Below are 26021 nucleotides of genomic sequence, written 5' to 3'. Positions count from 1 at the left end.
CACCGGTGCGCGGAGCGCACCCTACGGCTGACTCAGGCATGTTTCCGTAGGGTACGCTCGGCGCACCGCCAAACTCACGCACCACAAGCCGCCCTCCGCTCTCGCGCCAAACCATCATGATCGCTCAGGCAATAAAGAATCCCGTCCTCGGCAAAACGCGGCTGTTGCAACCCGCCAGTACCTGAGCGTGCAACGCGCATCCGTTGGGTCGTACTCGATCCAGAACAGCCCGCTCGGCGCTCCATTCGCTGGGCCAGGAACCATAGGGGACAGCGGTTTTGCTCATGCATGCATCTATCGTTCAGCGGCCCGGCCAGCGCCGGGCTCAGACCTTAAGGATGAGCCTCGAGGCCTTCTCGTTGCGGTAGCGCAGTTGATCGAGGCCTGGCGCATCCTCCTCGGCCTGCTTGCGCGCGGCGAGGATGACGCCGTGCTGCGCCGACTTGCTGCACACCGGATCGGCATTCGCGGCGTCGCCGGTGAGCATGAACGCCTGGCAACGGCAGCCACCGAAGTCCTGTTCCTTCTCGTCGCAACTGCGGCAGGGTTCGGGCATCCAGTCGTAGCCGCGAAACTTGTTGAAGCCGAAGGAATGCCGCCAGATGTATTCGATGCTGTGCTCGCGCACGTTGGGAAACTCCACCGGCAGCTGGCGCGCGCTGTGGCACGGCAATGCGGTGCCGTCGGGAGTGACGTCGAGAAACAGGTTCCCCCAGCCGCTCATGCAGGCCTTGGGGCGCTCTTCGTAATAGTCGGGCGTCACGAAGATCAGCTTGCAGGGATGATTCTCGGCGGCGAGCCGCTCGCGCCACTGGTTGGTGATGCGTTCGGCCCGCTCCAGTTGCGCCTTGCTCGGCAACAGGCCGGCGCGGTTCAGCTCGGCCCAGCCGTAGAACTGGCAGGTGGCCAGCTCGACGAAATCCGCTTCCAGCTCCAAGCACAGCTCGATGATGCGCTCGATGTTGTCGATGTTATGCCGATGGGTGACGAAGTTGAGCACCATCGGGTAGCCATGCCGCTTCACCGCGCGGGCCATTTCCAGCTTCTGCGCAAAGGCCTTCTTCGAGCCGGCCAGCAGGTTGTTCACCTCTTCGTCGGCGGCCTGGAAGCTGATCTGGATATGGTCCAGCCCGGCTTCGGCGAAGCGGGCGATCTTCTCTTCGGTCAGGCCGATGCCCGAAGTGATCAGGTTGGTGTAGTAACCCAGCCCGCGGGCCGCCTCGATCAGCTCGGCCAGGTCCTGGCGCACCAGCGGCTCGCCACCGGAAAAACCCAGCTGCGCCGCGCCCATCTCCCGCGCCTGGCGGAACACCTCGATCCACTCGGCGGTACTCAGCTCCTCATGGCTGCGGGCGAAATCCAGCGGGTTAGAGCAGTACGGGCATTGCAGCGGGCAGCGGTAGGTCAGCTCGGCGAGCAGCCACAGCGGCGGACCGGGCTCGTAGCCGGGCTTAACGAAGCTCGATCCAGAACCGTTCAACGGCCACCTCCACGAACGCCAGGATGTCTTCTTCGATGCCCTCCGCGCCGGGAAAGCTTGCCTGAAGCTCGGCAACGATGCCGCCCACCGAGCGCGCGCCATCGACCCGCTTGAGGATCTCGGCGGCGCTGTCGTTGAGCTTGATCATGCCCTCCGGATAGAGCAGCACGTGGCAGCCTTGCGCCGGCTCGAACTGAAAGCGGTAGCCGCGGCGCAAGGTCGGGACTTTCGGCAGGATGTTCTCGGTCATGTCGGGTCACTCGCCAAAGGTCGAAATGGGAAGCCCGCGTGGCGCTCTCCCACATGGAATGTTTATCCACCCTACGCCGTTTTCCGGCGAGGTGATATCCGCCGTCACAGCTCGATACCTTTGTGCCAGATTCGCTCGCGGGTGACAGTGTGGTACGGCGGGCGGTCCAGCTCGTAGGCCATGCTCATGGCATCGAGCATGCTCCACAACACGTCCAGCTTGAACTGCAGGATGTTCAGCATCCGCTCCTGCGCATCGCGCGTGCGGTAATGCCCGAGGGTGATGCGCAAGCCGTGCTCGACGTCGCGCCGCGCTTCCTTCAGGCGCTTGCGGAAATAGTCGTAACCGGACGCCTCGATCCAGGGGTAATGCTGCGGCCAGGCATCCAGGCGCGACTGGTGGATGGTCGGTGCGAAGAGCTCGGTCAACGAGCTGCTGGCCGCCTCCTGCCAGGAGGCGCGGCGCGCGAAGTGAACATAGGCATCCACCGCGAAACGCACGCCGGGCAGCACCAGCTCCTGCGACAGCACCTGCTCGCGGTCGAGCCCCACCGCTTCGGCCAACCGCAGCCAGGCTTCGATGCCGCCCTCCTCGCCGGGTGCGCCGTCGTGATCGAGGATGCGCTGGACCCACTCGCGGCGCGCGTCGCGATCCGGACAGTTGGCCATGATCGCCGCATCCTTCAGCGGAATGCAGACTTGGTAGTAGAAACGGTTGGCCACCCAGCCCTGGATCTGCTCACGGTTGGCCTGCCCGGTGTACATCGCTCGATGAAAGGGGTGATGAATATGGTAGTAATCGCCCTTGGCACGCAGCGCCTGCTCGAATTCGGCGGGGGTCATGGCTGGCAGGGTCATCGCGGCTTCCTTATGCAGGTCCAGCGCTCAACGCGGGAAGGTTTGTCTCGTAGGGTGCGCTCTGCGCACCGGCTCTAATTACTCGGTGCGCAAAGCGCACCCTACGTCCGGAGCGCAGCTACAACTCGATGCTCATGCCATCGAAGGCTACTTCGATGCCGTGCTCGTCGAGAATGGCGCGCTCGGGCGAGTCCTGGTCGAGAATCGGGTTTGTGTTGTTGATATGAATGAGGATCTTGCGCGCCGCCGACAGGCCGTCGAGCACCTCGATCATGCCGCCCGGGCCGCTCTGGGGCAGATGGCCCATTTCGCTGCCCAGCTTGTCGCCGACCTCACGCACACGCATTTCGTCGTCGCGCCAGAGCGTACCGTCCACCAGCAGGCAATCAGCGCCACGCATGGTGCTCAGCAGCGCCTCGCTCACCTGGCCCAGGCCAGGTGCGTAGAACAGCTTGCCGCCGGTACGGCGGTCTTCGATGAATAGGCCGATGTTGTCGCCCGGATGCGGATCGTTGCGGTGCGGCGAATATGGCGGCGCGGAGCTGCGCAGCGGGATCGGCGTGATGACGAGATTCGGGCAGGCCGGAATGACGAAGCTGTCGTCCAGCGCGATGGGGTTCCACTTCAGGCCACCGTTCCAATGCTCGAGTATGTTGAACAATGGAAAGCCGGTGGTCAGGTCCTGCTGGACCATCTCGCTGCACCAGACCTCATGCGGGCAGCCTTCGCGCAGCGTCAGCAAGCCGGTGGTGTGATCGATCTGACTGTCGAGCAGGATGATCGCGCCGATCGCCGTATCGCGCGGCTTGCGCGCCGGCTGCAAGGCGGGAAAGGCCTCCAGTTGCGCACGGATATCCGGCGAGGCGTTGCAGAGAATCCAGTCCACGCCGTTATCGCTGATGGCGATGGACGACTGGGTACGTGCCAGTCCGCGCAACGTACCGGCGCGCAGGCCGGCACAGTTGGAGCAATTGCAATTCCACTGAGGGAAACCACCGCCTGCAGCAGAACCGAGAATCTGGATGAACATGCACTTCCCCCGATTGATAGAACCCCGGCCGAAGCCGGGGCGGAACAGTCAACGATTGGCGAAGTACATGGTCACTTCGAAACCAATGCGCAGATCGCTGTACTCGGGTTTAGTCCACATGGGTCGTTCCTCTTCTTATGAAGCCGGAGAATTCCGGCAGATTTGAGTTAACCATCAGGCCCGACACCCCCGAATGCTACTTTCGAACGAGTTTCGGTCCTGATTTGGTAGCGTGTCAGCGACACCTGTACGCCTGTCTGCTCCACATGTCGCATTCTTGCGACGGCTGTGCCGACGTCCGCACTCAGCGGCCTACCTCTGACCGCCCAAGCTCGGGGCTTGCGGTGACGCCGAGTGCTCCCGGCATATCACTTGCTGTATCCGTGCCATCTCCGACGGATGGATGACAGAAGGTGCCGCCGAAGAAGTCTATGGTTGAAGCGTTCGGTCAGCCGCTGGTTCGACAAAAAACAACAAGACGTCGAGACGTGCCCCAGGTCCGTCATCGGCCAATGAGGATCACAATGAATTTGCATGCTTCGGATAATGCCAGCGAACTCGCAGCCTTCGTGGCTGATCACTTTCCCGAACGTGGCATTCAACCGGACGGCTTGATTGCTCAGTCCTGGTACCGAAGCGTTACCCAGCACCGCCTCAACCCGCGCGGACGCTGCGAGAAGAACATTCTCACCGCTGCCGAGATCCGCCAGCACCAGGCTCAGCATCAGGAGTATCTGGCTGTCGCCAGCCAGGGCGTCACCGGCCTGGCCAAGCGCGTCGTGCAAGCCGGCTTCTCCGTGCTGCTCAGCGACGAGGGCGGCGTCACGCTGGATGCGCGCCTGCCCGCACAGCGCGACCTCTACACTCAGTCTGGGCTAATCATCGGTGCGCGCTGGGACGAATCGGTCGCCGGTACCAACGGCATCGGTACTGCCCTTGCCGCGACCCAGGCGCTGACCATCCACCGTGAGGAGCACTTCCTCGCCACGAACTTCCGCCTGAGCTGCTCGGTATCGCCAATCTTCGACGCCCAGGGCCAGCTGCGCGGCTGCCTCAACGCCACATGCCTGAACAGCGATGGCCCCAAGGAAGCGCAGTACCTGACCCTGCAATTGGTGATCATGTACGCGCGGCTGATCGAGAACGCCCACTTCCATCAGAGCTACCGCGATCGCCTGACCTTGGCCATCAAGCCACGCGACGACATCACCGATCTTGCCAATGAACAGTTGTTGGCCCTGGACGAACAAGGACGGGTGATCGGTGCCAACCGCGCCGCCTTCGTCGCCTACGAGCAAGGCCATGGAAGCGCCCTGCTCGGCCGGCCCATCGATAGCCTACTGCCGGCCAACGTCAATGAACTGCTCAGCATGACCAACGGCGGAGCCCGTGGCGTGCGACTGCGTTCCCTGCAGGGCGAGGCGCTGATGGATGTTGGCTTGCGCATTCCCGCGAACCATCTGCGCTCCGCGCGTCCGACGTCAGATGCGTGCGCACGCACCCCGGCAAGCGAGCATCCCGACCTTGAACATCTCGGCGGCAGCGACCCGCAGTTGCAACTGGGCGTGCGGCGAATCCGCAAGGTGATCGATAAAGGTATCCCTATCCTCATTACTGGCGAGACAGGCACCGGCAAGGAAGCCTTCGCGCGGGCCGTCCATCAGGCCAGCGCCCGGCGAGGCGGTCCTTTCATCGCCCTCAATTGTGCCGCCATCCCGGAAACTCTGATCGAGAGCGAACTCTTCGGCTACCGTAGCGGCAGCTTCACAGGTGCCAGCAAGAAAGGCATGAAGGGCAAGCTGGAGCTGGCCAACGGCGGCACGCTGTTTCTCGATGAGATCGGCGATATGCCGGCGCACTTGCAAACCCGTCTACTGCGGGTGCTGGCAGAGCGAGAGATCTTTCCCTTGGGTGCCGAGACGCCGGTGCCGCTGGATGTGCAGGTGGTGTCCGCCACGCATCAGGATCTGCACGGGATGATCCAGGCCAGGCTGTTCCGCGAGGATCTGTTCTATCGACTCAGCGGCATGACCCTGGCGTTGCCGGCGTTGCGCGAGCGCAGCGACCGCGCCGAGCTGATTCACAACCTGCTCAGCGCTCAGGCCGACGCTGATGGATTACGCCTGGACGAAGCGGCACGCCAGCGCCTTCTCAACCATCCCTGGCCTGGCAATATCCGCCAGTTGCTCAATGCGCTGCGTTACGCCGTGGCCCTGGCCGAAGACGGTGTGATCGATTGCGATTGCCTACCTGTCGAGCTGCATCAACCATCCCTTCCCGCTCCGGCCACGCCGCCGGCGCCAGCGGCCACCCTGGCCGACCAGTTGGGCGACGACGAAGCGCGCCATCTGCTGGCAGTCCTGCGGCAATACCGTTGGAACATCAGCGCGGCAGCCGAAGCCAGCTCCGTTTCCCGCTCGACGCTGTACCGCAAGATGAAAAAGCACGGCATCGTCCAGCCCAATGAGATGTTCTAGCTCTGAGTTGCAGGAGAGACTCAGCACGCCATGGAGCGAGCTGACCGCAGATGGCGAATGGCGAATGGCGAATGGCGAAACCTAGGAAGGCCTTCCGTGCCTCGCCATCCTGGCGCCGTGCCTCACTGAAATAGTGCTCGGCAGTTCGAGGTCCGAGCTTTCCGCGGCTCTCCAGGGCGAGTCCTGATTCGCTGGTCTTACCCTGGGAAGGAAGATGGGTATGAGGCCGCCCAAGGCGGCCCTTACCTTTACTGCTGGATATAAACCACATGCGTACGGGTGTACTCATAGAGCCCGTGCTTGCCGTCCGCCCCGCCGATCCCCGACTTTCGAGTGCCAGCATGAAAGCCCTGCATCGCTTCGAAGTTCTCGCGGTTGATGTAGGTTTCGCCGAAATCCAGCCCAGCGGCCGCTTTCATCGCGGTGGACAGGTCGCGGGTGTAGATCGACGAAGTCAGGCCGTACTCGCAGTCGTTGGCCAGTGCAATGGCTTCCTCCAGGTCGTCGATGATCTGGATTGGCAGCACCGGGCCGAATATCTCCTGACGCATGATTTCCATGTCCTGCGAGCAGTTGGCAAGGATCGTCGGCTGGTAGTGGAAGCCCTGGCCGAGGTCAGCGACCTGGCCGCCAGTGATCAGCTGGGCGCCCTGATTCTGGGCGGTTCTGACCATTTGCTCGACCTTGCGTAGTCCGGCCTCGTTGATAAGTGGGCCCATCTCTACATCCGCCTGCGCGATCGGGTCGCCGTAACGGGTTTCAGCCATCGCGCCGGCGATGCGTTCGATGAACTGGTCGGCCACGCCTCGCTGCACGTAGACGCGCTCGGCGCAGTTGCACACCTGGCCGGTGTTGATGATTCGCGAGGCGCGGATAGCGTTGACCGCCAGTTCCAGATCGGCATCGTTCATAACGATCGCAGGTGCCTTGCCGCCAAGCTCGAGGTTGAGTTTGGTGACGTTGGGCGCCGCAGCGGCCATGATCCGCGAGCCGGTGCCGACGCTGCCGGTGAAGCTGATCATGTCGATCCCGCTGCTCGTGGTCAGCGCGCTACCGACACCGGCGCCGCTGCCACAGACCACATTGAAGACGCCCCTCGGCAAGTCGGTCTCGGCCACCAGTTTGGCGAATTCGAAACAGTTGTTCGGGGTTTCTTCGCTGGGCTTGATCACGATGGTATTGCCAGTGACCAGCGCCGGCGCCATCTTGCGCGCGATCAGGAAGAACGGGAAATTCCACGGCAGGATGCCGGCTACCACGCCCAGCGGTTTACGGAATAGGAAAATGTTCTCACCTGGACGGTCGCTGGTGATGATTTCACCTTCGATACGCCGCGCCCACTCGGCCATGTAATCCATGTAGTCGGCCGTGAAGTTGACCTCCACCAGTGCCAAGCTCTGGATCTTGCCCTGTTCTTCGGTAATCACGCGAGCCAGACGCTCGGCGTTCTGGCGAATCTTGCTGGCGATGGCACGCAGATAGCTGGCGCGCTCGATGGCCGGTTTGTTGGACCACTCCTTTTGCGCGGTGCGCGCAGCCGCGATGGCGCGCTCTGTGGTGGCCGCGTCCGATTCTGGCACGCGGGAAAGCACGGCGCCGTTGGCCGGGTTGCGCACTTCGACGAGGTTGTCGCAGGCGACGAATTCGCCGTCGATGTAGTTCTGATAGGTGATTGCGTCGGTCATATCGCTCTCCGTGGCTTCAGTTGCTTGCGGTTTTCTGAGTCGGCTGCGGCAGGTCGTCCGGGCCGTGCTCGACGCGGTCGTGGGCGCGCTTGATCAGGTATTGATGGATCTGCTTCATCTGTTCCATGTCGAAGGCTTCGGCGAACGACGGCATGCCGTCGGGTATCCGAGCGCCGTGGAGGATGCCGAGGAACTGCTCGTGCTTTTCCGCGGTAAGCATGCGCAGATCCGGCAGCACACCGCCGCTGACCGCGTGGATACCGTGGCACTGTGAGCAATAACCGTCGTAGAGCTTGGCGCCGGCTTCGACCGTGGCGGCGTCGGCGGTCAGCGGTGGCGGCTCGGGTGCGTCTGCCCGTGGTGCTGGTTCCTGCAATTCGCCCGTACCGCCGAGCTTGTAAGTCAGCACTTGCGCATAAGGCTGCACGCCGGCCCGCAGCGACAAGGCCCCGGCGAAGGTGGAAAAAGCGCCGCCCCAGCCAGCCATGAAGGTCACGTACTGCTCGCCGTCGACGCTGTAGGTCACAGGTGCTGCCATCACGCCACTGGCGGCGGGCTGTTCCCATAGCTTCTTGCCGGTGTCGGCGGCGTAGGCGATGACGCGACCATCGGCGCTGCCCTCGAACACCAGGTTGCCGGCGGTTGTCAGGGTGCCACCATTGAAGATGGTGACGTAGGGCACTTCCCAGGCCTGCTCCTGCTTCACCGGGTCCCAGGCGATCAGCTTGCCGGACCAGGTGTCGGCGTACTTGCCAAGGCCTTCGGGGTCCTCAGGCATCATCCCGGTCTTCAGGCCTAGCTGATACATGCTCTTGAATTTGTTGCGCGCCGGCGCGTCCGGCACGTGTTCGTACCAAGCGGACATGATGTGCGCAGGGATGTAGACGAGGCCCGTGTCCGGGTTGTAAGACATTGGGTGCCAGTCATGCGCGCCCCAGAAGCCGGGCTGGACCAGCTTGGCCTTCTTCTCGCCCTTCCAGTAGGCCGCGGCTTCGTCGTCGACGATGGGGCGGCCAGTCTTCAGATCGACACCCTTGGCCCAGTTGATCGGCACAATGTTCTCGGCCGACAGCAGTTCGCCAGTGGCGCGGTCGATGACGTAGAAGAAGCCGTTCTTCGGCGCCTGCATCAACACTTTGCGCTTTTTCCCCTCGATTTCGAGGTCAGCGAGAATCATGTGCTGGGTAGCGGTGTAGTCCCAGGCATCGCCAGGCGTGGTCTGGTAATGCCAGACGTATTCGCCGGTATCGGCATTGACCGCGACGATGGAGGACAGAAACAGGTTGTCGCCCTTGCCTTCGCTGCGCCAAATCGGGTCCCACAGCGAGCCGTTGCCGACGCCTATGTAAAGCAGGTTCAGCTCGGGGTCGTAGGCGAAGGAGTCCCAAGCGGTGCCGCCGCCGCCCTGTTCGACGAAGGCGCGGCCGTGCCAGGTCTTCTTGGCGATCTCCATACCTTTGCCTTCGGCAGGCTTGTCCGGGTCGCCGGGCACGGTGAAGAAGCGCCAGGCCTGCTCGCCGGTCTCGGCATCGTAGGCGGTCACGTAACCGCGTACACCGAACTCGGCGCCACCATTGCCGATCACGACCTTGCCATTGACCACTCGCGGCGCGCCGGTGATGGAGTAGCTGCGCGCTTTGTCGTTGCGGGTATCGACGGACCAGACGCGTTCGCCGGTCTTGGCGTCGATGGCTTCCAGGCGACCATCGAGCACGCCGACGTAGACCTTGCCTTTCCACACGGCAACGCCGCGGTTGATCGCATCACAACAGGCTTCGCCAGCGCGGGAGCGGTCGGACTGCGGATCGTACTTCCAGATCAGCTCCCCGCTGCGGGCGTCCAGCGCGTAGACGATGGAGAACGGGCCAGTGGTGTACATCACACCATCGACCACGATAGGCGTGGCTTCCACGCCGCGGTCGATGTCGAGCTTGTAACTCCAGGCCAGCCCCAGCTCGTCGACGTTCTCGGCTGTGATGTTCGTCAGCGGGCTGTAACGCTGCTCACCATAGTCACGACCGTGGCTCATCCAGTTGCCGGGCTCGGCGTCGGCATTGGAGATGCGTTTGCCGTCGACATCGGCCGCTAGCGCTACCGAAGAACAGGCAGCGCTCAACGCCAGCACGGTGAACAGGCTTTTCACGAACGAGGCGGCTGGCGGCGGCTCTGCGCCTCCACACCTTTGCAGGCCAGTACGATTCATCAATGCGTCTCCAGTTCTTATTAGGGGCCGCAGCATCGCGCCACGGTCCCTGAGATATCGCAATGGCTGTGCCAGCGTTACGCTTTATCGCTGGAGGGCGCGTGGATACTGGATCTGATGACTGGATGAAAGCGGAAATGACTGCGCTGGCAGGCGGGCAGCTGTGCCAGGGAAGGAACAGGCGAAGCGAGGGATGGAACAATTGTGTCAGGAATGAAAACAGTGCTCTGCCGAAAGCACTCTAGTGCAGAACCAGAGCCCGCACGTTCTTACAGCGTTCTTCTAAAAAAAACGCGGCCAAAAGGCCGCGCTGCGAAACGAGCCGTACGGCCGTCACGGGGATGACGGCCCGGAAAGGCTCGGCACACTCGGTGCCTGCCAAGTAACCGGCGCATTCGGGAGCGCACGCCGGAGCCCATCCATCAGAAGAAGCCGAGCGGATTGACGTCGTAGCTGACCAGCAGATTCTTGGTCTGCTGATAGTGGTCGAGCATCATCTTGTGGGTCTCGCGGCCCACACCGGATTTCTTGTAGCCGCCGAACGCCGCATGCGCCGGGTACAGGTGGTAGCAGTTGGTCCAGACACGCCCAGCCTTGATGCCGCGGCCCATGCGGTAGGCGCGGTTGATGTCGCGGGTCCAGACGCCTGCGCCCAGCCCGAACTCGGAATCGTTGGCAATCGCCAGAGCTTCGGCCTCGTCCTTGAAGGTGGTTACGGCCACCACCGGCCCGAAGATCTCTTCCTGGAACACGCGCATCTTGTTGTGCCCCTTGATCAGGGTCGGTTGCACGTAGTAACCGGTCGCCAGACTCCCTTCGAGCTTCTCGGCAGCGCCGCCAGTGAGGATCTGACCGCCTTCCTGGCGGGCGATCTCCATGTACGAGAGGATCTTGTCGAACTGCTGTTCGGACGCCTGGGCGCCGACCATGGTCTCGGTGTCCAGCGGGTTGCCGCGCTTGATCTGCTGGATCTTTTTCATCACCACCTCCATGAAGGGTTCGAAGATCGACTCCTGGATCACCGCACGCGATGGGCAGGTGCAGACCTCGCCCTGGTTGAAGAACGCCAGCACCAGGCCTTCGGCGGCTTTCTCGATGAAGGCCGGCTCGGCCTGCATGATGTCTTCGAAGAAGATGTTCGGGCTCTTTCCGCCCAGCTCCACGGTGCTCGGAATGATGTTCTCAGCAGCGCAACGCATGATGTGCGAACCCACCGGCGTCGAGCCGGTGAAGGCGATCTTGGCGATACGGGTGCTGGTGGCCAGCGCCTGGCCGGCTTCACGACCAAAGCCCTGGACGATGTTCAGCACGCCCGGCGGCAACAGGCCGTCGATGATTTCGGCGAAGACCATAATCGACAGCGGGGTTTGCTCGGCGGGCTTCAACACCACGCAGTTGCCGGCGGCCAGCGCTGGCGCCAGCTTCCAGGCCGCCATCAGCAGCGGAAAGTTCCACGGAATGATCTGCCCGACCACACCCAGTGGCTCATGGAAATGATAAGCGGCGGTGTGCTCGTTGATCTCGGCGGCGCTGCCTTCCTGGGCGCGGATGCAGCCGGCGAAGTAGCGGAAGTGGTCGGCAGCCAGCGGCACGTCGGCGTTCAGCGTTTCTCGCACGGCCTTGCCGTTGTCCCAGGTCTCGGCAATAGCGAGCTTTTCCAGGTTGGCCTCGATGCGGTCGGCGATCTTAAGCAGCATCAGCGCACGGTCCTGTACCGAGGTCTTGCCCCAGGCATCGGCGGCGGCGTGGGCGGCATCCAGAGCCCTCTCCACGTCTTCGGCGCCGGAGCGCGGGAACTCGGCGATCACTTCACCATTCACCGGCGAGGTGTTGACGAAATACTCACCCTTGACCGGTGACGTGAATTCGCCACCGATGTAGTTGCCGTATCGCGGCTTGAAGGAAACGACGGCGCCTGCGGTACCAGGTTGGGCGTAAATCATGATGGGCCTCTCTTTCTTCTGCGTGTCAGAGCCTGCGCCAGAACGGACGCAGGGCATGGACCGATCTTAGGCAGCGCCCCACCACCCCCGGTATGCGCCCATGGCAGCGAGGCGCTCCTCATTTGGTAGTAGATGCCAAGGGCTCTGCGGAGCTGCGATGCAATGTCCGGCGCGCGGAGCGCACCCTACAAGTCGGTACCTGAGAGCTGGCGGAGCGCACAAACACGGTGCATGAAACTATCGAAACTCGTAGGGTGCGCTCCGCGCACCGTGACCCCATCTGGACCTATTCACCAAAGGCTCCCTCGATATCCCCCGCGACGCCCCAATCGGCAGGGTAAACACCTTTTGGCACTAGGCGGTGAAACGATGATTAACGCCAATCGCTCACGCGCGTAACCAGTCCATGCTTCACTGGATTTCAATGCAGGTAATCCATATACCTGCGGTAATCCTCTTCGTTGCGGATGCGATGTTCCCAGAAACGGCGTTGCCAAAAGCCCCGCTCGCGACGGAGTGCCTGGCTGTGGTTCACGGTGGGTAAAGTCTGAATATTTTGCTGACGCCGGCCTTGATCAACGCCCAACGTTTGCCGAACGCCGCATCGTCCTCTGGCAACTCCCAAATGCAATGGAGGTGATCGGGCAGTAATATCCAGGCGTGAATTCGGAAGGGATAGCACCGCCTGACTTCGATGATCGCTTGGCGCAACATCTGACGGGTTTGCGGCTGGATCAGCAGAGGCCGACGGTGCTGGGTGACCACCGTAAAGAAATACAGCCCGCCGTCACTCTGTGGGCGGCGGTAGTTGGACATTCCTTGTCTCCTTCGCCAGTTGGAGTGCGAGGGTAGAGTCTGTTTTCGACCGATGCCATGCCGACTATGCATGGTTGTAATTTCTTTTCTGCTTTCGAGTCACGGCGCGCGGAGCGCACCCTACAATCGAGCTCCCGCCTCTACTCATCCACCCGCTGCAGCTGCCGAGCTTCGTATTTCGGATAGAGATGGCTGACGCTACGGATCAGTTCGTAGCGTGTCAGGCTGATGCCGGCGAAGCGCGTGGGCACCGGGCTCTGGATGACTTCGTTCATGTCGGCACCGGTGGCCGCAGTGTCGCGCAACAGACCGTCGAGCCAGCCCAGGTAATCGCGCATCTGCTCGAACGGCGCGCTGTCACGGCTCAGCGGGCCGTGGCCGGGCACCAGCAGTTTCCAGGGCGTGGCTTCGAGACGATCGAGATCCGCCAGCCATACATCCAGCCCGGGGCTATTGGGTGTGGTCAGGGCACGTTGGTAGAAGAGGATGTCACCGGCGAAGAGCACGCCACTGATTTCATCAAGAACTGCCAGGTCAGCGCCGGTATGCCCGCGCAATTGCAGTAGGCGCAGCCTGTGTTCACCGACTTCCAGCAGCCCAGGCTCCAACTTGTCGTTTGGCAGCACCACCTCGGTTCCGCGCATCCAGTCGCCGACCATCCGGTACATGTTCTCGGCCATGGCATCGCCCTGCTCGCGCAGCAGATCGGCCGTCCCGGCAAGCGCGGCGATGGGCACGTCAGCGAACGCTTGGTTGCCCAGCACATGGTCGGGATGGTGATGGGTGAGCAGCACCTTGATGACGGGACGATCGGTAACCTCGGCGATAGCGGCGCGCATAGCCTCGCCGTAGCGTCTGGAAGGACCACTGTCTATAACCACGACACCGGCCGAGGTCACGATGAAGCCGGTGTTGACGATATTGCCGCCGTTGCGTGGGTCGAAGTTGTCCGTCAAGCCTTCCAGCAGCCAGACGTTTTCGGCGATCTGGCGCGGTTGCAGCCGATATTGCAGCTCGGCCTGTACAGGCAGCGCCAGGCAGAACGCGAGGGTCAGAATCAGCAAGCGCATGTCGTTTCCTTGGCGGGAAAGCCGGTGCGCGGAGCGCACCCTACAAAAGCAGCGGGTCTTACAATGCCGCCTCGAACTCGTTGCCGTTGTTGTCGCGCAACCACAGGCGGGTGCCTTGCTGGCCTTTCACTTCCAGACTCAGCGTCGGGTTCTCGCTGACGGCCGGATACAGCTCCAGCGTCGCCAGTACGTTGCCCTCGGTATCGCGCAGCTCGGCCTGGTTTAGGAAGAACTCGGGGATGCCGCTAATCAGGCCGTTGTCCATCGGGTGTGATACCTGCAATCGCAGGCGGTTGCTGGTACTACGCTCGAAGCGACCGCCCACTACCCTTCCCAGCCGCTTTTCCCATCCGGGCTGGGTGCGCACTACGCTTGGCGCCGAACAGCCCCCGCCAGCGGCATCCACCCGGGCCGAGCCCACGTGCCAGACGCCATCTCGGGTCAGAACCGCCGCGCGAATGGGCGTGGCCTGCTCCACGCGGAAGCGAATCGCCACCAACGGCAGTACCTGTTCGCCGGGGCTGAAGCTGAACACGCGTGGAATGGGGTTGAGTTCGGCCCAGGCCTCGATACGCACCACTTCATCGCCCAGGGCGCGGGCATCGATGTGCATCGGCACCTGGCGCGCATCCTCGGCGAAGGGCGGCACAAGCACCTGTACGCGGTCGTCGAACACGTAAGGCTCGCCGTTCAGCACGCGCTCGTGGTGGTGCTCCCACATGACCGATTGCAGCGGGTCGGTGTCGGCCGCGAACAGGCTGCCGGTTCGAAAGGTCAGCACGAGTGCCAGCAGGATTCGCATGTTCATGTCGTATCTCCGGCGGCGGATCGGCATGGCCAGCCCCAGTGATCTTTCGGATGAGCTGTCCGCCTGCACGAAGCAGCACGGGTTTTTCGTAGGGTGCGCTTGGTGCACCGCCAGACCTCGGTGCGTGCGGTGCGCGGAGCGCACCCTACATTTTTCACCCGCATCACTGCTTGGTCGCTTCGCTCTCTATATAGGTACGGATGGCCCACAGCGCTTCCTGGCTGAGCGTATCGGCCATGCGCGGCATGTACACCGCGCCGTCGCGTACGGCGCCGTTGATCACGCGTTCCTTATACCACTCGTCACCGCTTATATCGGCTTCCAGCTCGCGCAGATCCGGCGCGATGCCGCCTGAGATCGCTTCCAGACCATGGCAGCGGGCGCAGTTCTGGTTGTAGGCGGAAGAGCCAATTTCTACAGCAAGGTCGTGGTGCTCGCCCGCTTCGCGATAGGGGTTTTCATCCACCCACTCTTCACCAAGAGCGGGCAGGCCCTTGGTCTCTACGGCATGGGGAACGACATCACCATGAGCCAGAGCCAGACCGGTTACAACGATAAAGCCTGCAGCCACAAGTGCGCGCATAGGGTTCTTATTGTTCATGACTAACCACCTCGTTTCGTGAATCCGTGCAAGGCAGCCCCCTTCCGGGAGCGCATGGCGACCATGTTGGCGGTGGTGTCGGGTTGACTGAATCCTGCTTTGGAAGCCGGCGGCTCCTCCCTTGGTAGCAAGCTTTCCCACCACCTTTGGCAGTGGGTCGAACAGCACTTGTGGAGCAAGGCCAAAACACCGGACGTTTGGGAAATATTCCCGGCGTTCGCGGGAATATTTCCGTATCGGCGCCTGCGCCGCGCTTCCAATATCGATTCGCCAAGCCGCTATCGGCAGTGTCAGACCCGCGTCTACACAGACCGAGCAGCGGCCTTGTCCGAACCGACCAAGGGAATCGCAACCATGACAACAAGATCGCACCCCGGCAGCAAACGTCCCCTCGCCCTAGCCGTGCAATGCCTGGCACTGGCTGGCAGCCTTGCAATGATCGGTGCCGCCCAGGCCACGCCGGTAAGCTGGGAAGACATCGCCAACGACCACATTTCGACCAACAACGTCCTGCAATATGGCTTGGGCACCCACGCCCAGCGCTTCAGCCCGCTGGCTCAGGTCAACGACAAGAACGTCTTCAAGCTGACACCCGCCTGGTCGTTCTCCTTCGGCGACGAGAAGCAGCGCGGACAGGAATCCCAGGCCGTGGTGCACGACGGCATCATTTACGTCACCGGCTCCTACTCGCGGGTATTCGCGCTGGATGCCAAGACCGGTAAGCGCCTCTGGAGCTACGCCCATCGTCTGCCCGACGACATCCGTCCCTGCTGCGATGTGGTCAACCGCGGCGTCGCCATTTATGGCGACAAGGTCTACTTCGGCACGCTCGATGCTCGCGTCGTGGCGCTGAACAAAGACACCGGCAAGGTCGTCTGGAACAAGAAATTCGGCGATCACGGCGCGGGCTACACCATGACCGGCGCACCGACCCTCGTGAAAGACGGCGAGACCGGCAAGGTGCTGCTGATTCACGGCAGTTCGGGGGACGAATTTGGCGTGGTCGGCAAGCTGTTCGCCCGCGATCCGGATACCGGTGAAGAAATCTGGATGCGTCCCTTCGTCGAAGGCCATGTGGGTCGCCTGAACGGCAAGGACAGCACCCCCACCGGCGACATCAAGGCGCCCTCCTGGCCGGACGATCCGAACTCCCCCACCGGCAAGGTCGAGGCCTGGAGCCAGGGCGGCGGCGCACCGTGGCAGAGCGCGAGCTTCGATGCCGAAACCAACACCATCATTGTCGGCGCCGGCAACCCGGCCCCGTGGAACGGCTGGGCACGCACCTCCAAGGATGGCAAGCCCCAGGACTACGACAGCCTCTACACGTCCGGCCAGGTTGGCGTCGACCCGAGCACCGGTGAAGTGAAATGGTTCTACCAGCACACGCCGAACGATGCCTGGGACTTCTCCGGCAACAACGAGCTAGTGCTCTTCGACTACAAGGACAAAGACGGCAAGACGATCAAGGCCACCGCCCACGCTGACCGCAACGGCTTTTTCTACGTGGTCGACCGTAACGACGGCAAGCTGCAGAACGCCTTCCCCTTCGTCGACAACATCACCTGGGCCAAAGGTATCGACCTCGAGACCGGACGCCCGATTGAAAACGAAGGCCAGCGTCCACCCAAGCCCGAGCCGGGCGAGAAGCACGGCAAAGCCGTCGAGGTCTCCCCGCCCTTCCTCGGCGGCAAGAACTGGAACCCCATGGCCTACAGCCAGGACACCGGCCTGTTCTACGTTCCAGCCAACCACTGGAAGGAGGACTACTGGACCGAGGAAGTCAGCTACAAGAAGGGTTCGGCCTACCTTGGCCAGGGCTTCCGCATCAAGCGCATGTATGACGACCACGTTGGCATCCTGCGCGCCATGAACCCCACCACCGGCAAGGTGGAGTGGGAACACAAGGAGAAGCTGCCGCTGTGGGCCGGTGTGCTGGCCACCAAGGGCAACCTGGTGTTCACCGGCACCAGCGATGGCTACTTCAAGGCCTTTGACGCCAAGACCGGCGACGAGCTTTGGAAATTCCAGACTGGCAGCGGAATCATCTCCCCGCCCGTGACCTGGGAGCAGGACGGCGAGCAGTACATCGGCGTGACCGTCGGTTACGGCGGCGCAGTGCCGCTGTGGGGCGGCGACATGGCCGAGCTGACCAAGCCGGTCGCACAGGGCGGTTCGTTCTGGGTGTTCAAATTACCTGAGTGGGAAAACAAGACCGCCCAGCGCTGATGTCCCGGCCGTGCCCGCCTCATCGCGGACACGGCCTTTTCGCTAGATGCGAGCGTTCTCGTCGCCCGTAGGGTGCGCTTCGCGCACCAGCTTTTCATTCTGAATCCGGTGCGCAGAGCGCACCCTACAAATGCATGGGCCTCATATGAAACCGTCCAGCCTGATCGTTCCCTTGTTATTCGTTGCTGCCCCGGCTTTCGCCGACGACCAACCCCTGATCATCAACGGCTGCACACTCGAACCGGAAAGCCAGTGCGCCAACGCCGACCTGCGCGGTGCCGACCTCAGCAATCAGGACCTGCGCAAGATCAACCTGGCCGGCGCCAATCTGTCCGGCGCCAACCTGCGGCACACTATTCTGGACCTGGCCAACCTTGAGAAGGCCAACCTGAGCGGCGCAACGCTCAACCGCGCCAGCCTCCAACAGTCCAACCTGCGCCTGGCCAATTTCACTGATGCCCAACTGGTAGCCATCCAGGGATGGGGACTGTTCGCCCAGGCCGCACAGTTCAAGGGGGCCAACCTCACCGGCGCCTATCTCGAATTCGCCCGCATGAGCGGCGCCAAGCTGCACGACAGCAACCTGAGCGCCGCCGACCTGGAGATGACCTGGCTCAGCAAGGCCGACCTCAAAGGCGCCAACCTGACCGACGCCAACCTGCAAGAAGCAAAATTCAACGACGCCAACCTCGAAAGCGCCACCCTCACGGGCGCGCGTCGGCATTACGCAACCTTTCAGGGCACCAACATGGAAGGCTGCACGGATTGCCCGATGGATTGGGAAAAATAATTTTGAAATAGGGTGCGCTCCGCGCACCGCATGTATTAAGGCTCGGTGGGGTGCGGAGCGCACCCTACGCAGCCCCGTACCTCACAAACACTCCACCCGGCGGGTCGCCTCAGGAAACTTCGAATACCATTTTCTGCTCGCCGACGCGCAGCACGCCGGTATCGATGGCCAGGTGTACCAGTTCAGCATGAGAGCCGACCTGCAGTTTGCTCTTGAGCATGGTCAGATAGTTGGAAACGGTCTTGCCGCTGATGCACAACTGATCGGCGATCTGCCGGGCGGGCGTGCCCTTGGCGAGCATCACGAAAACTTCGAACTCACGCTGAGTCATGCCTTGCAGACGCGGGTCCGGCGAGCCGTGGTGGCCGGGATTGCGCGCCAGTTCGGTAGCCAGCGGCTGTTCGATATAAGCATGACCGGAGATAACGCGCCGCACGGCCTCGATCAGCACCTGTGGCGAAGCCTTTTTGGTGATATATCCCGCCGCTCCGGTATCAAGCGCCTGGCGAACCAGTGAAAGCTCATCGTGCATGCTGAAAAACAGCACGCGTAGATGCGGCAGCCGCTGGCGCAGCCGTCGGGTGGTTTCGATACCGCTGATACCCGGCAGGCCGATATCCATAATCACTAGGCTTGGGATGTCCCGCTGGCACTCGTCCAACGCCTGCTCGCCGTCGCAGGCTTCGCTCAGCTGTACCTCGGGCAGCACTGCACGCAGCAACGCGGCGCAACCCTGACGCACCATCGCATGGTCATCTACCAGCAGAATTTTCACAGGCTAGTCGCCTTCTCATAAGGGACGTTCAGGCAACTGTCGGCATGCCGTCAGGTCCGTGGTGCGCGGAGCGCACCCTACAAGGGTCTTGTACATCCGTGGGGTGCGCTGTGTGCACCGGCAAGTACTTCACTGGTTTCCGGCGCCAGTTCGTGCTTCGGACAACCATATCCTAGAGCCTGGGAAAACTTACCTGCCTACTACCTTGGTGCCGTCGAAGCCGTACTTTCTATGCAGTCCCGCTTGCGCCGCCGACGTCTCTCACCCTGATCGCGCGATGGACGCGTGGCGATCTACTACTTTGGTACCGGTTTTCGCCTCCATCGTAGGATTTCAAAGGCAGCACCATTGGTCTGTAATCCACCAATCGGAGCACACAGGAGCCCAGACGATGCCGCGTCTACCGTTATTGATCGTCATACTGGCTTGCCTGGGCATCAGCCAGGCAGCATCGGCGCAAGCGGATGACGAGCTGTTCTCTGCCGAGGGTTACCGCCAGGCCCATTACCGCAGCCCGACGCCAGCTGCTGTCGAGGGTGCGCAAACACTGGATACCGCGTCGCTACAGTCATTGCTAGCTGAACAACCTAATGTGGTGCTGGTAGATGTGTACCGGCGCCAGTGGCTGGCTGGCCGCTTCATCGACACCGAGGCGCACACCAATCTGCCCGGCAGCGTCTGGCTGCCCAATACCGGAGATGGAGCCCTCGCAACCGAATGGGCGGACTATTTCGCCAGGAACCTTGCCCGTATCAGCCGGGGGCGTTTCGACCAGCCGCTGGTATTCTACTGCCGCTCCGATTGCTGGCTCGGCTGGAACGCCACCCGACGGGCTCAAGCACTGGGCTACACGAACCTCTATTGGTATCGCGACGGTGTGGATGGCTGGGAACAGGCCAACCTGCCCCTGAACCCCGCAACGCCTGAGGCTCTGAGCGGTCCGGAATGATCCACCAAGCGTGCCGACCATAATCACAAAAAGAGGTGACCAGCCTTGTACAAGATATTGATTGCCGACGACCATCCGCTGTTTCGCGAAGCCATCCACAACGTCATACGCGACGGCTTTCCTGACAGTCATATCCTGGAAACCGCCGATCTCGACAGCGCGCTAGCCCTGACGCTCGAACACGACGACCTCGACCTGGTCCTGCTCGACCTCAATATGCCCGGCATGCATGGCCTGAACGGGCTGATCAACCTGCGCAACGAGGCGCCGACGATTCCGGTGGTGATCGTTTCCGCCGAGCAGGACAAGCAAATCGTGTTGCAGGCGATCACCTACGGCGCGGTCGGTTTCATCACCAAGTCTTCGCCTCGCGCACAGATGACCGAAGCCATCGAGCAGATTCTCAACGGCAACGTCTACCTGCCTTCGGACATCATCCGCAGCCAGAAAAGCGGCCGGCGCCAGACCAGCTACAACGAACCTTCGATTCCGCCTGAGCTGCTGCAGGCGCTGACCCGTAAGCAACTACTGGTGCTGGAGCGCATGACCAAGGGCGAATCCAACAAGCAGATCGCCTACAACCTCGACATCGCCGAAACCACGGTCAAAGCCCACGTCTCGGCGATCCTGCGCAAGCTCAACGTGCACAACCGCGTGCAGGCGATCCTCTCAGCCGGAGATATCGACTTCACCGCCTATCTGCGGCGCTGATTCCCATCGGTGCGCGGAGCGCACCCTACAGACTGACCCGACGTGGCAACGGTGCGCGCAAGAGCGTTACGGGTGCCCGTAGGGTGCGCTCCGCGCACCTAAAAACGCCAACACCGAGCTTTCCGCATCAGCGAAACATGCCCGCTCACCCCGCCTGCCCATGCTCCAGCAAGTGGCACATGGCGGTCTTAAGCTTCATCGGCCGTACCGGCTTATGCATCAACATGTGCCCCAACTCTCGTACCTGCTGCTTGAGATCGTTGCTGTAGTTGGCGGTGATCATCAGCGACGGCAGCGGACTGGCGCGACGGGCGTTGACCTTGGCGACCACGTCGATGCCGGTGTGACCGTTGTCCAGGTGGTAGTCGGCGATCAGCAGATCGGCCTCGGCATGGAAGTCGTCCACCTGACGCGCCAGATCCTCTTCCGACAGCGCCGTGGTCACCGCGCAACCCCAACCTTCGAGCAGGGTGCGCATGCCGGCGCAGATCGCCGTGTCGTTATCCAGCACCCAGACGCGTGCGCCTTGCAGGCGTCGAAGCACCAGTTCGGTGGTCGTCGGCTCGGCACGTGTCATGGGGGCGCGCTTGGCCAGCGGCACCTCGATGGCGAACCGGGACCCTCGCCCCGGCTGCGAGCTGACCTGAATGCGATGGCCGAGCATGCGCGCGATCTTCTCGACGATCGCCAGGCCGAGGCCCAGCCCGCGGTCCTGGTTCGGCCGCACGCCCTCCCCGCGTTTGAACTCCTGGAAGATTTCCTCGAGCTTGTCCTCGGCGATGCCGACGCCGGTGTCCCACACCTCGATCGACAGCCGCTGCCGACGCCGCCGGCAGCCCAGCAGCACGCGCCCCTGCGGCGTATAGCGGATGGCATTGGTCATCAGGTTGCGCAGGATGCGCGCCAGCAGTTGGATATCGCTGCGCACCAGTGCCGAGCTGGGGATGAAATCCAGCTGCAGGCGCTCGGCCCCGGCGATCTGGCGGAACTCCATGGCCAGGTTCTCCAGCAGTTCACTGACGGCGAACGGGGCAATATCCGGCTTGATCACGCCGGCGTCGAGCTTGGAAATATCCACCAGGGTGCCGAGCAGGTTCTCCACGTCCTCCAGCGAGTTGCTGATGTTGCGCACCAACCCGCCGCTGGGCTCTGCCGGTTGTTCCAGCAACGCGCTGGTGAACAGCCGCGCGGCATTCAGCGGCTGCAACAAGTCATGGCTGACGGCTGCGAGAAACTTGGTCTTGGACAGGTTGGCCAGCTCCGACTCGCGCTTGGCCTCGCGCAACCGTGCTTCAACCAGGCTGCGCTCATCGATCTCGCGCAACAGCTGGTCATTGAGGCTGGTCAGTTCGGCGGTGCGCTCGCGCACTCGCTGCTCCAGGTTCTGATAGGCCTGGTGCAGCGCCTCGGCGGTGCGCCGGCGGTCGGTGATGTCCTGGATCAGCACGAAGATGCCGGCGACCTCGCCGCTGGAAAGCCGGTTCGGTACGTAGGAACGCAGCATGTAGCGCTGTTGGCCGGCATGGTTGCACTCGGACATCTCGAAGCTGACGTTTTCGCCGGACAAGGCGCGGTCGATATAAGGCGCCAGCTGCCGCCAATGCTCGCCGCTGTGCACTTCGGGCAGGCTCTGCCCGAGCATGCCGTCGCTGGGCCAGCGGTACCATTGCTCGTAGACCTTGTTGGTGAACTCGTAGGTCAGATCGGAAGACACGTAGGCAATCAGCGCCGGTACGTGGTCGGTGATCAGGCGGATCCAACGTTCGCTCTCACGCAGCGCCTCGGCGTGGCGGTAGCGATCGGTGATGTCGGTGAAGGTGTTGACGAAGCCGCCGGTGGGCAGCGCATGGGTGCGGATCTCCAGCATGCGGCCGTCGAACAGGCGCTGCTCCAGCTCACGGATAGGTCGCCCATTACCATCTCGACTGTTGGGCGTCAGGAGCTTCAGCTCGCTCTCTGCCATCACCTCATCGAACGGCCGATGCGCCTCGATCGGCGCAAGCCCGCAGAGTTCGAGAAAACGCCGGTTCCACAGTTCCAGCGTGCCCTCGGCGCCCACCATGGCCACTCCTTGGGACAGGTTGTCGACCGCGCGCTGCAGCAAGCGCGACTTCTGCGCCAGTGCCTGTTCGCGGCGCATGGTTTCGCTGACCTTCACCTCGGTGATGTCGGTGTAGAGGATGACCAACCCGCCTTCGCGAGTGGGCCGCTCGCTGACCTGAACCCAACGGCCGTTGTTCAGTCGATAGACCATCGGATCATCACCCTTGCCGCGATGTTCCTCGACGATCATCCCGGTGCTCTCGGCCAGCTGGCGCACGTCGCTCAGTCGCGTGCCGGCATTGATGCGCGCGCGGGTGCGGCTCCACAGCGACTTGAAACGGCGATTGAACAGAACGATGCGCTGTTCACGGTCGAACAGCACGAAGGCATCGGAAATGCTCTCGATGGCATCGACCAGATGCTGGTGGGCGGTTTCCGCACGCAGGCGTGCGTCGCTGAGCAGCTGGTTGCTGCCCTTCAGCTCTGCCATCGCCTGGTTCAGCGCATCGGTACGCTCGCGCACCTGCTCGGCCAGTTCTACCGAATGCTGGAAGGCTGCATAGGGCGCATCACGTCCGGCACCGCTGGACTCGACCCGTTCGATCAGCGCGGCGTTGATGCGCGCGAGCTTGCGGTTCTCGCGTTCCAGTTCGGCCTGGCGCGCCAGCAGGTCAACGACCGCCCCGCCCTCCTGGTCGGCCAATGGCGACACCGGTGAAGGTCTGGTTGATGTGCATGCCATTGAACTGCTCTCCGTAGGTGTTGAAGCCGATCACCTGCTGGCGCTTGAGAAAAGCCGAAACCTGCTCGCTGGCGCCGTTGGCCTCGATTTCCAGGCGGCGCAGGAAGCAGTCGCAGCCAATGGTGAGCAGCGGCGGCCCGAGGCGCTGTTCGAGCCGCCGGAACAACGCTTCGAGATTGGGCATCAACGGACCGGGCTGCATGGCCGTCAGCACGATGCCGTTCTCCACGGCGCAGTAGAACGTCAGGCTCAGGTCGTCGTTGACCTTCTGGATGGCGCGCACGTAATACTGCTCATTGATGCGCACCGCTAGCGGATGCGCGGCGAACAGCCGGTGGTCGAGGGCGGCGACTGGCACGCCAATCAGCTGCGCGTATTCTTCGGCGGCCGGCTCGGCATTCAGCTCGAAGACGCGGCGACTATTGCTGTCGGCCCGGGTAACCACCAGTTTCTCGTCATTGGGCAGGATGTGGTGGGTGGTGAACACTTCGAAATCCAGCCAGGTATTGATCAGCACCACGATGGCCGCACCGCTGTGGAAACGGCCGTCGTAGTAGACGTGGGTGTCGGCCAGGTGGTTGTCGTCGCCCGCCGAGCCACCGAAATGCGGAATGCTGCCGAAGGCGGCACTGAGCGCGGCGAGCACCTGTTCCTCACGGTTAGAGAGCCCATCGAGCAGCGTCAGGGCGAAGCTGTGGTTTTTGATCGGTGCCAGGGAATTACTGCGACAGACGCTGCCCAATCGCTCCACCAGTTGCTGGGCATCGACCAGGCTGAAGCATTCCATCTCGTCGATCAGCTCGCAGGCGACCGAGAAGCTGCGGTGATCGAAGCCAATGGCACTGACGCAGCTGCGGCTGTAGCCCTGGGCGGTAATCTCGCCCGCCGAGGTACAGCCCACCAGACGCACGCCACCGAAGTACTGCTGCAACGCATCGGCCAATGCCGGCAGGTCGTACTCGGCGGAGCAGAAGAACAGCACGAAACCCAGGTGCGGATGGATCAACTGGCGCGCCAGGTCCTGGGCCACCGTTTCAGCCAGCCGCGCTTCGGACATTGCCGTACGTATCGTTTCCGTCTGTTGCTCGCTCACGCATTGCCTCCCGCACCGCTATCGGATTGCCCACATTCTTGGTCAGGGCATTGGGCACGAAAATGCTACTTGAGTACCGGAATACACCTGCCTAGGTAGCGGGGCCTCGCCTCCCAATCGGTGCGCGGAGCGCACCCTACGCATGCGTCAAACATTCGTAGGGTGCGCTCCGCGCACCGCCTGCGTTGGAATAACAAAAAAGGCTGGCCCTCCTCACGGGGCCAGCCCTCTGTCCTTCACCCTTGGCTCAGAAGCTCAGCGCAGCGCCTATAGCAAAAGTCCGGGTGTCTTCGTCGACGGCACCGGTATCGCGTCCAGCGATCTCGAACTCGTTGAGTTCGGCGACCAACTTGAGGTTGTCATTGATATCGTGGAACAGCGCGATGCCGCGGGTTTCATAATCAGCGGCGGTGCCCAAACCGTTGCCGTCATCCTTGGTCTTACCGTACGACAGCGCAATACGGTTCTTGCCGAAACGATAGGAGCCCTGTAGCAGGTAGCCATCGCTGTCCACCTCGCGCAGCAAGGCTTCGCCGGCGTTATTGGTGAAGAACGGGTTGATGCCTTCGGCCTGGAAGCCCGAGGCGGTCAGCGAGAAGTTGCCCATCTTCGCCTGCACGCCGTAGCCGAGGCCCTTGGAGGTCACGTCATCGATGCTGTCGTCGGTGTTGTCCGAGCTCTGCTGCATGGCGTTGATCCAGGTATAGAGCTGGGTGCCGCCCAGCTCGAACTGGTAGGTCACCTCGGCTTCCAGGCGCGGTTCTTCCTGGTAGGCCTTGTCGAGGGTGGAGCTGGTGTCCTCGGTGGTGTCCACCGGGTCCATGATGCCGACCGCCACGCGCACACCGCTCATGACCGGGGAGCGGTAAGTAACCTGCGATGTCGGGAACGGGTACGGATAGCCGGTGCCGATGTTGCCGAAGGACACGCCGCCACCGTCCACCAGCCCCAGGGTGTCGCTGACATGGCCATAGCCGGTGAGCATTTCGTCGAGCAGGATGTTGGAACGGGCGAACAGGCCGAAATCCTTGCCGAACAGCACCTCGCCCCAGGCATCGTTAGACACCGTGGCGTAGAACTGGCGAACGTCGATACCGGTTTCGGTGCCATTGGTGTCGCTGTCGTTGATGGTCACCCAGAAAGAGGAGCGACCGCCGAGCTTGAGGTCATTGACCTGCTTGCTGAAGTTGAAGCCGATGTAATTGGGCAGGAAACCCATCTTGACCCGCGACTGCTTGCGGTCAAATTGCTCGCCGGCACGATCGACATCGCTATGGACGTAGAAGGTATTGAAGTAACCGTCGGTGGAAAAACGGGTGTCGTCCTGGTCGTAAAGCACGATCTCAGCCGATGCCAATTGGCTCACCGACATGGCAACGGCACTGACCAGGGCCAGAGGCAGCAGGGTTGAAACGGCTTTCTTGTTGTTGTGCATGGCGCTCTCCGCTGTATTTGACGACAGGCAGTCGTGA

Annotated in this window: 20 protein-coding genes and 1 pseudogene; 5 read left to right on the top strand and 16 right to left on the bottom strand. The window is 62.4% G+C overall.

Annotated elements, in window-relative coordinates:
* Positions 1 to 325 precede the first annotated feature (325 nt).
* The 5 genes from pqqE to pqqA all read right to left on the bottom strand — a co-directional run bounded on the left by pqqE (position 326) and on the right by pqqA (position 3737).
* Positions 326 to 1480 (bottom strand): pyrroloquinoline quinone biosynthesis protein PqqE, encoded by a 1155-nt coding sequence (gene pqqE / locus E0D86_RS04380; protein WP_131648742.1) that lies wholly within the window; start codon positions 1478 to 1480, stop codon positions 326 to 328.
* Entirely contained in the window at positions 1452 to 1730 is a 279-nt protein-coding gene (gene pqqD, locus E0D86_RS04375; protein WP_014853085.1) for a pyrroloquinoline quinone biosynthesis peptide chaperone PqqD, read from the bottom strand. Before pqqD ends, pqqE begins: the two co-directional genes overlap by 29 nt.
* 104 nt (positions 1731 to 1834) lie before the next feature.
* Positions 1835 to 2587 carry a pyrroloquinoline-quinone synthase PqqC gene (gene pqqC, locus E0D86_RS04370; RefSeq protein ID WP_131648741.1) on the bottom strand — a complete coding sequence of 251 codons (753 nt, stop codon included), beginning with the start codon at positions 2585 to 2587 and terminating at the stop codon, positions 1835 to 1837.
* Positions 2588 to 2705: 118 nt separating this feature from the next.
* A complete protein-coding gene (gene pqqB / locus E0D86_RS04365; protein WP_131648740.1) occupies positions 2706 to 3617 on the bottom strand; it encodes a pyrroloquinoline quinone biosynthesis protein PqqB in 912 nt (303 codons plus the stop codon).
* A gap of 48 nt (positions 3618 to 3665) precedes the next feature.
* A complete protein-coding gene (pqqA, locus tag E0D86_RS04360) occupies positions 3666 to 3737 on the bottom strand; it encodes a pyrroloquinoline quinone precursor peptide PqqA (RefSeq protein WP_115028541.1) in 72 nt (23 codons plus the stop codon).
* Between the two features lie 404 nt (positions 3738 to 4141).
* Here pqqA and E0D86_RS04355 point away from each other — a divergent pair, with 404 nt between their 5' ends.
* Entirely contained in the window at positions 4142 to 6094 is a 1953-nt protein-coding gene (locus tag E0D86_RS04355; protein ID WP_131648739.1) for a sigma-54-dependent Fis family transcriptional regulator, read from the top strand.
* Positions 6095 to 6342: 248 nt separating this feature from the next.
* On the opposite strand, the gene aldA is transcribed toward E0D86_RS04355, so the two are convergent.
* From aldA to pedF, 7 genes and pseudogenes are all read right to left on the bottom strand, one after another.
* Entirely contained in the window at positions 6343 to 7779 is a 1437-nt protein-coding gene (gene aldA, locus E0D86_RS04350; RefSeq protein WP_131648738.1) for an aldehyde dehydrogenase, read from the bottom strand.
* A gap of 16 nt (positions 7780 to 7795) precedes the next feature.
* A complete protein-coding gene (locus E0D86_RS04345) occupies positions 7796 to 9982 on the bottom strand; it encodes a PQQ-dependent dehydrogenase, methanol/ethanol family (protein WP_131648736.1) in 2187 nt (728 codons plus the stop codon).
* Positions 9983 to 10404: 422 nt separating this feature from the next.
* On the bottom strand, positions 10405 to 11925 hold the full coding sequence (locus E0D86_RS04340) for an aldehyde dehydrogenase family protein (RefSeq protein ID WP_131648734.1): 1521 nt from the start codon (positions 11923 to 11925) through the stop codon (positions 10405 to 10407).
* 286 nt (positions 11926 to 12211) lie between these two features.
* Positions 12212 to 12741, bottom strand: a pseudogene (locus E0D86_RS04335) (transposase).
* Positions 12742 to 12881: 140 nt separating this feature from the next.
* Positions 12882 to 13811, bottom strand: coding sequence for a quinoprotein relay system zinc metallohydrolase 1 (locus E0D86_RS04330; protein ID WP_131648732.1), 930 nt, complete (start codon positions 13809 to 13811; stop codon positions 12882 to 12884).
* A 58-nt stretch (positions 13812 to 13869) separates the two neighbouring features.
* Positions 13870 to 14619, bottom strand: a complete 750-nt coding sequence (locus E0D86_RS04325; RefSeq protein ID WP_131648730.1) for a quinoprotein dehydrogenase-associated SoxYZ-like carrier — start codon at positions 14617 to 14619, stop codon at positions 13870 to 13872.
* A 163-nt stretch (positions 14620 to 14782) separates the two neighbouring features.
* Positions 14783 to 15220, bottom strand: coding sequence for a cytochrome c-550 PedF (pedF, locus tag E0D86_RS04320; protein WP_131648727.1), 438 nt, complete (start codon positions 15218 to 15220; stop codon positions 14783 to 14785).
* A gap of 354 nt (positions 15221 to 15574) precedes the next feature.
* On the opposite strand from pedF, the gene exaA reads away from it, so the two are divergent.
* Entirely contained in the window at positions 15575 to 17446 is a 1872-nt protein-coding gene (gene exaA, locus E0D86_RS04315) for a quinoprotein ethanol dehydrogenase (RefSeq protein WP_131648725.1), read from the top strand.
* Between the two features lie 145 nt (positions 17447 to 17591).
* Entirely contained in the window at positions 17592 to 18236 is a 645-nt protein-coding gene (locus E0D86_RS04310; protein ID WP_131648723.1) for a pentapeptide repeat-containing protein, read from the top strand.
* Between the two features lie 109 nt (positions 18237 to 18345).
* Here E0D86_RS04310 and E0D86_RS04305 read toward each other — a convergent pair whose 3' ends face one another.
* Positions 18346 to 19011: a response regulator transcription factor gene (locus E0D86_RS04305; protein ID WP_131648722.1), complete on the bottom strand. Its 666-nt coding sequence runs from the start codon at positions 19009 to 19011 to the stop codon at positions 18346 to 18348.
* 391 nt (positions 19012 to 19402) lie between these two features.
* Between E0D86_RS04305 and E0D86_RS04300 the strand changes: the two genes are divergently transcribed.
* Positions 19403 to 19960 (top strand): PQQ-dependent catabolism-associated CXXCW motif protein, encoded by a 558-nt coding sequence (locus tag E0D86_RS04300; RefSeq protein ID WP_131648720.1) that lies wholly within the window; start codon positions 19403 to 19405, stop codon positions 19958 to 19960.
* 45 nt (positions 19961 to 20005) lie between these two features.
* A complete protein-coding gene (locus E0D86_RS04295; RefSeq protein WP_131648718.1) occupies positions 20006 to 20671 on the top strand; it encodes a response regulator transcription factor in 666 nt (221 codons plus the stop codon).
* Between the two features lie 145 nt (positions 20672 to 20816).
* Here E0D86_RS04295 and nahK read toward each other — a convergent pair whose 3' ends face one another.
* The 3 genes from nahK to E0D86_RS04280 form a co-directional block, all read right to left on the bottom strand.
* Positions 20817 to 23456, bottom strand: a complete 2640-nt coding sequence (gene nahK / locus E0D86_RS04290; RefSeq protein WP_165914198.1) for a hybrid sensor histidine kinase/response regulator NahK/ErcS' — start codon at positions 23454 to 23456, stop codon at positions 20817 to 20819.
* A complete protein-coding gene (gene nosP / locus E0D86_RS04285; RefSeq protein WP_219853148.1) occupies positions 23386 to 24513 on the bottom strand; it encodes a nitric oxide-sensing protein NosP in 1128 nt (375 codons plus the stop codon). Before nosP ends, nahK begins: the two co-directional genes overlap by 71 nt.
* A 283-nt stretch (positions 24514 to 24796) precedes the next feature.
* Positions 24797 to 25984 carry a porin gene (locus E0D86_RS04280; RefSeq protein ID WP_131648715.1) on the bottom strand — a complete coding sequence of 396 codons (1188 nt, stop codon included), beginning with the start codon at positions 25982 to 25984 and terminating at the stop codon, positions 24797 to 24799.
* Positions 25985 to 26021: the final 37 nt, after the last annotated feature.

It is taken from the genome of Pseudomonas sp. IC_126 (assembly GCF_004331835.1).
Taxonomy (GTDB): Bacteria; Pseudomonadota; Gammaproteobacteria; order Pseudomonadales; family Pseudomonadaceae; genus Stutzerimonas.
This window is presented reverse-complemented; position numbering and strand designations above follow the sequence as displayed.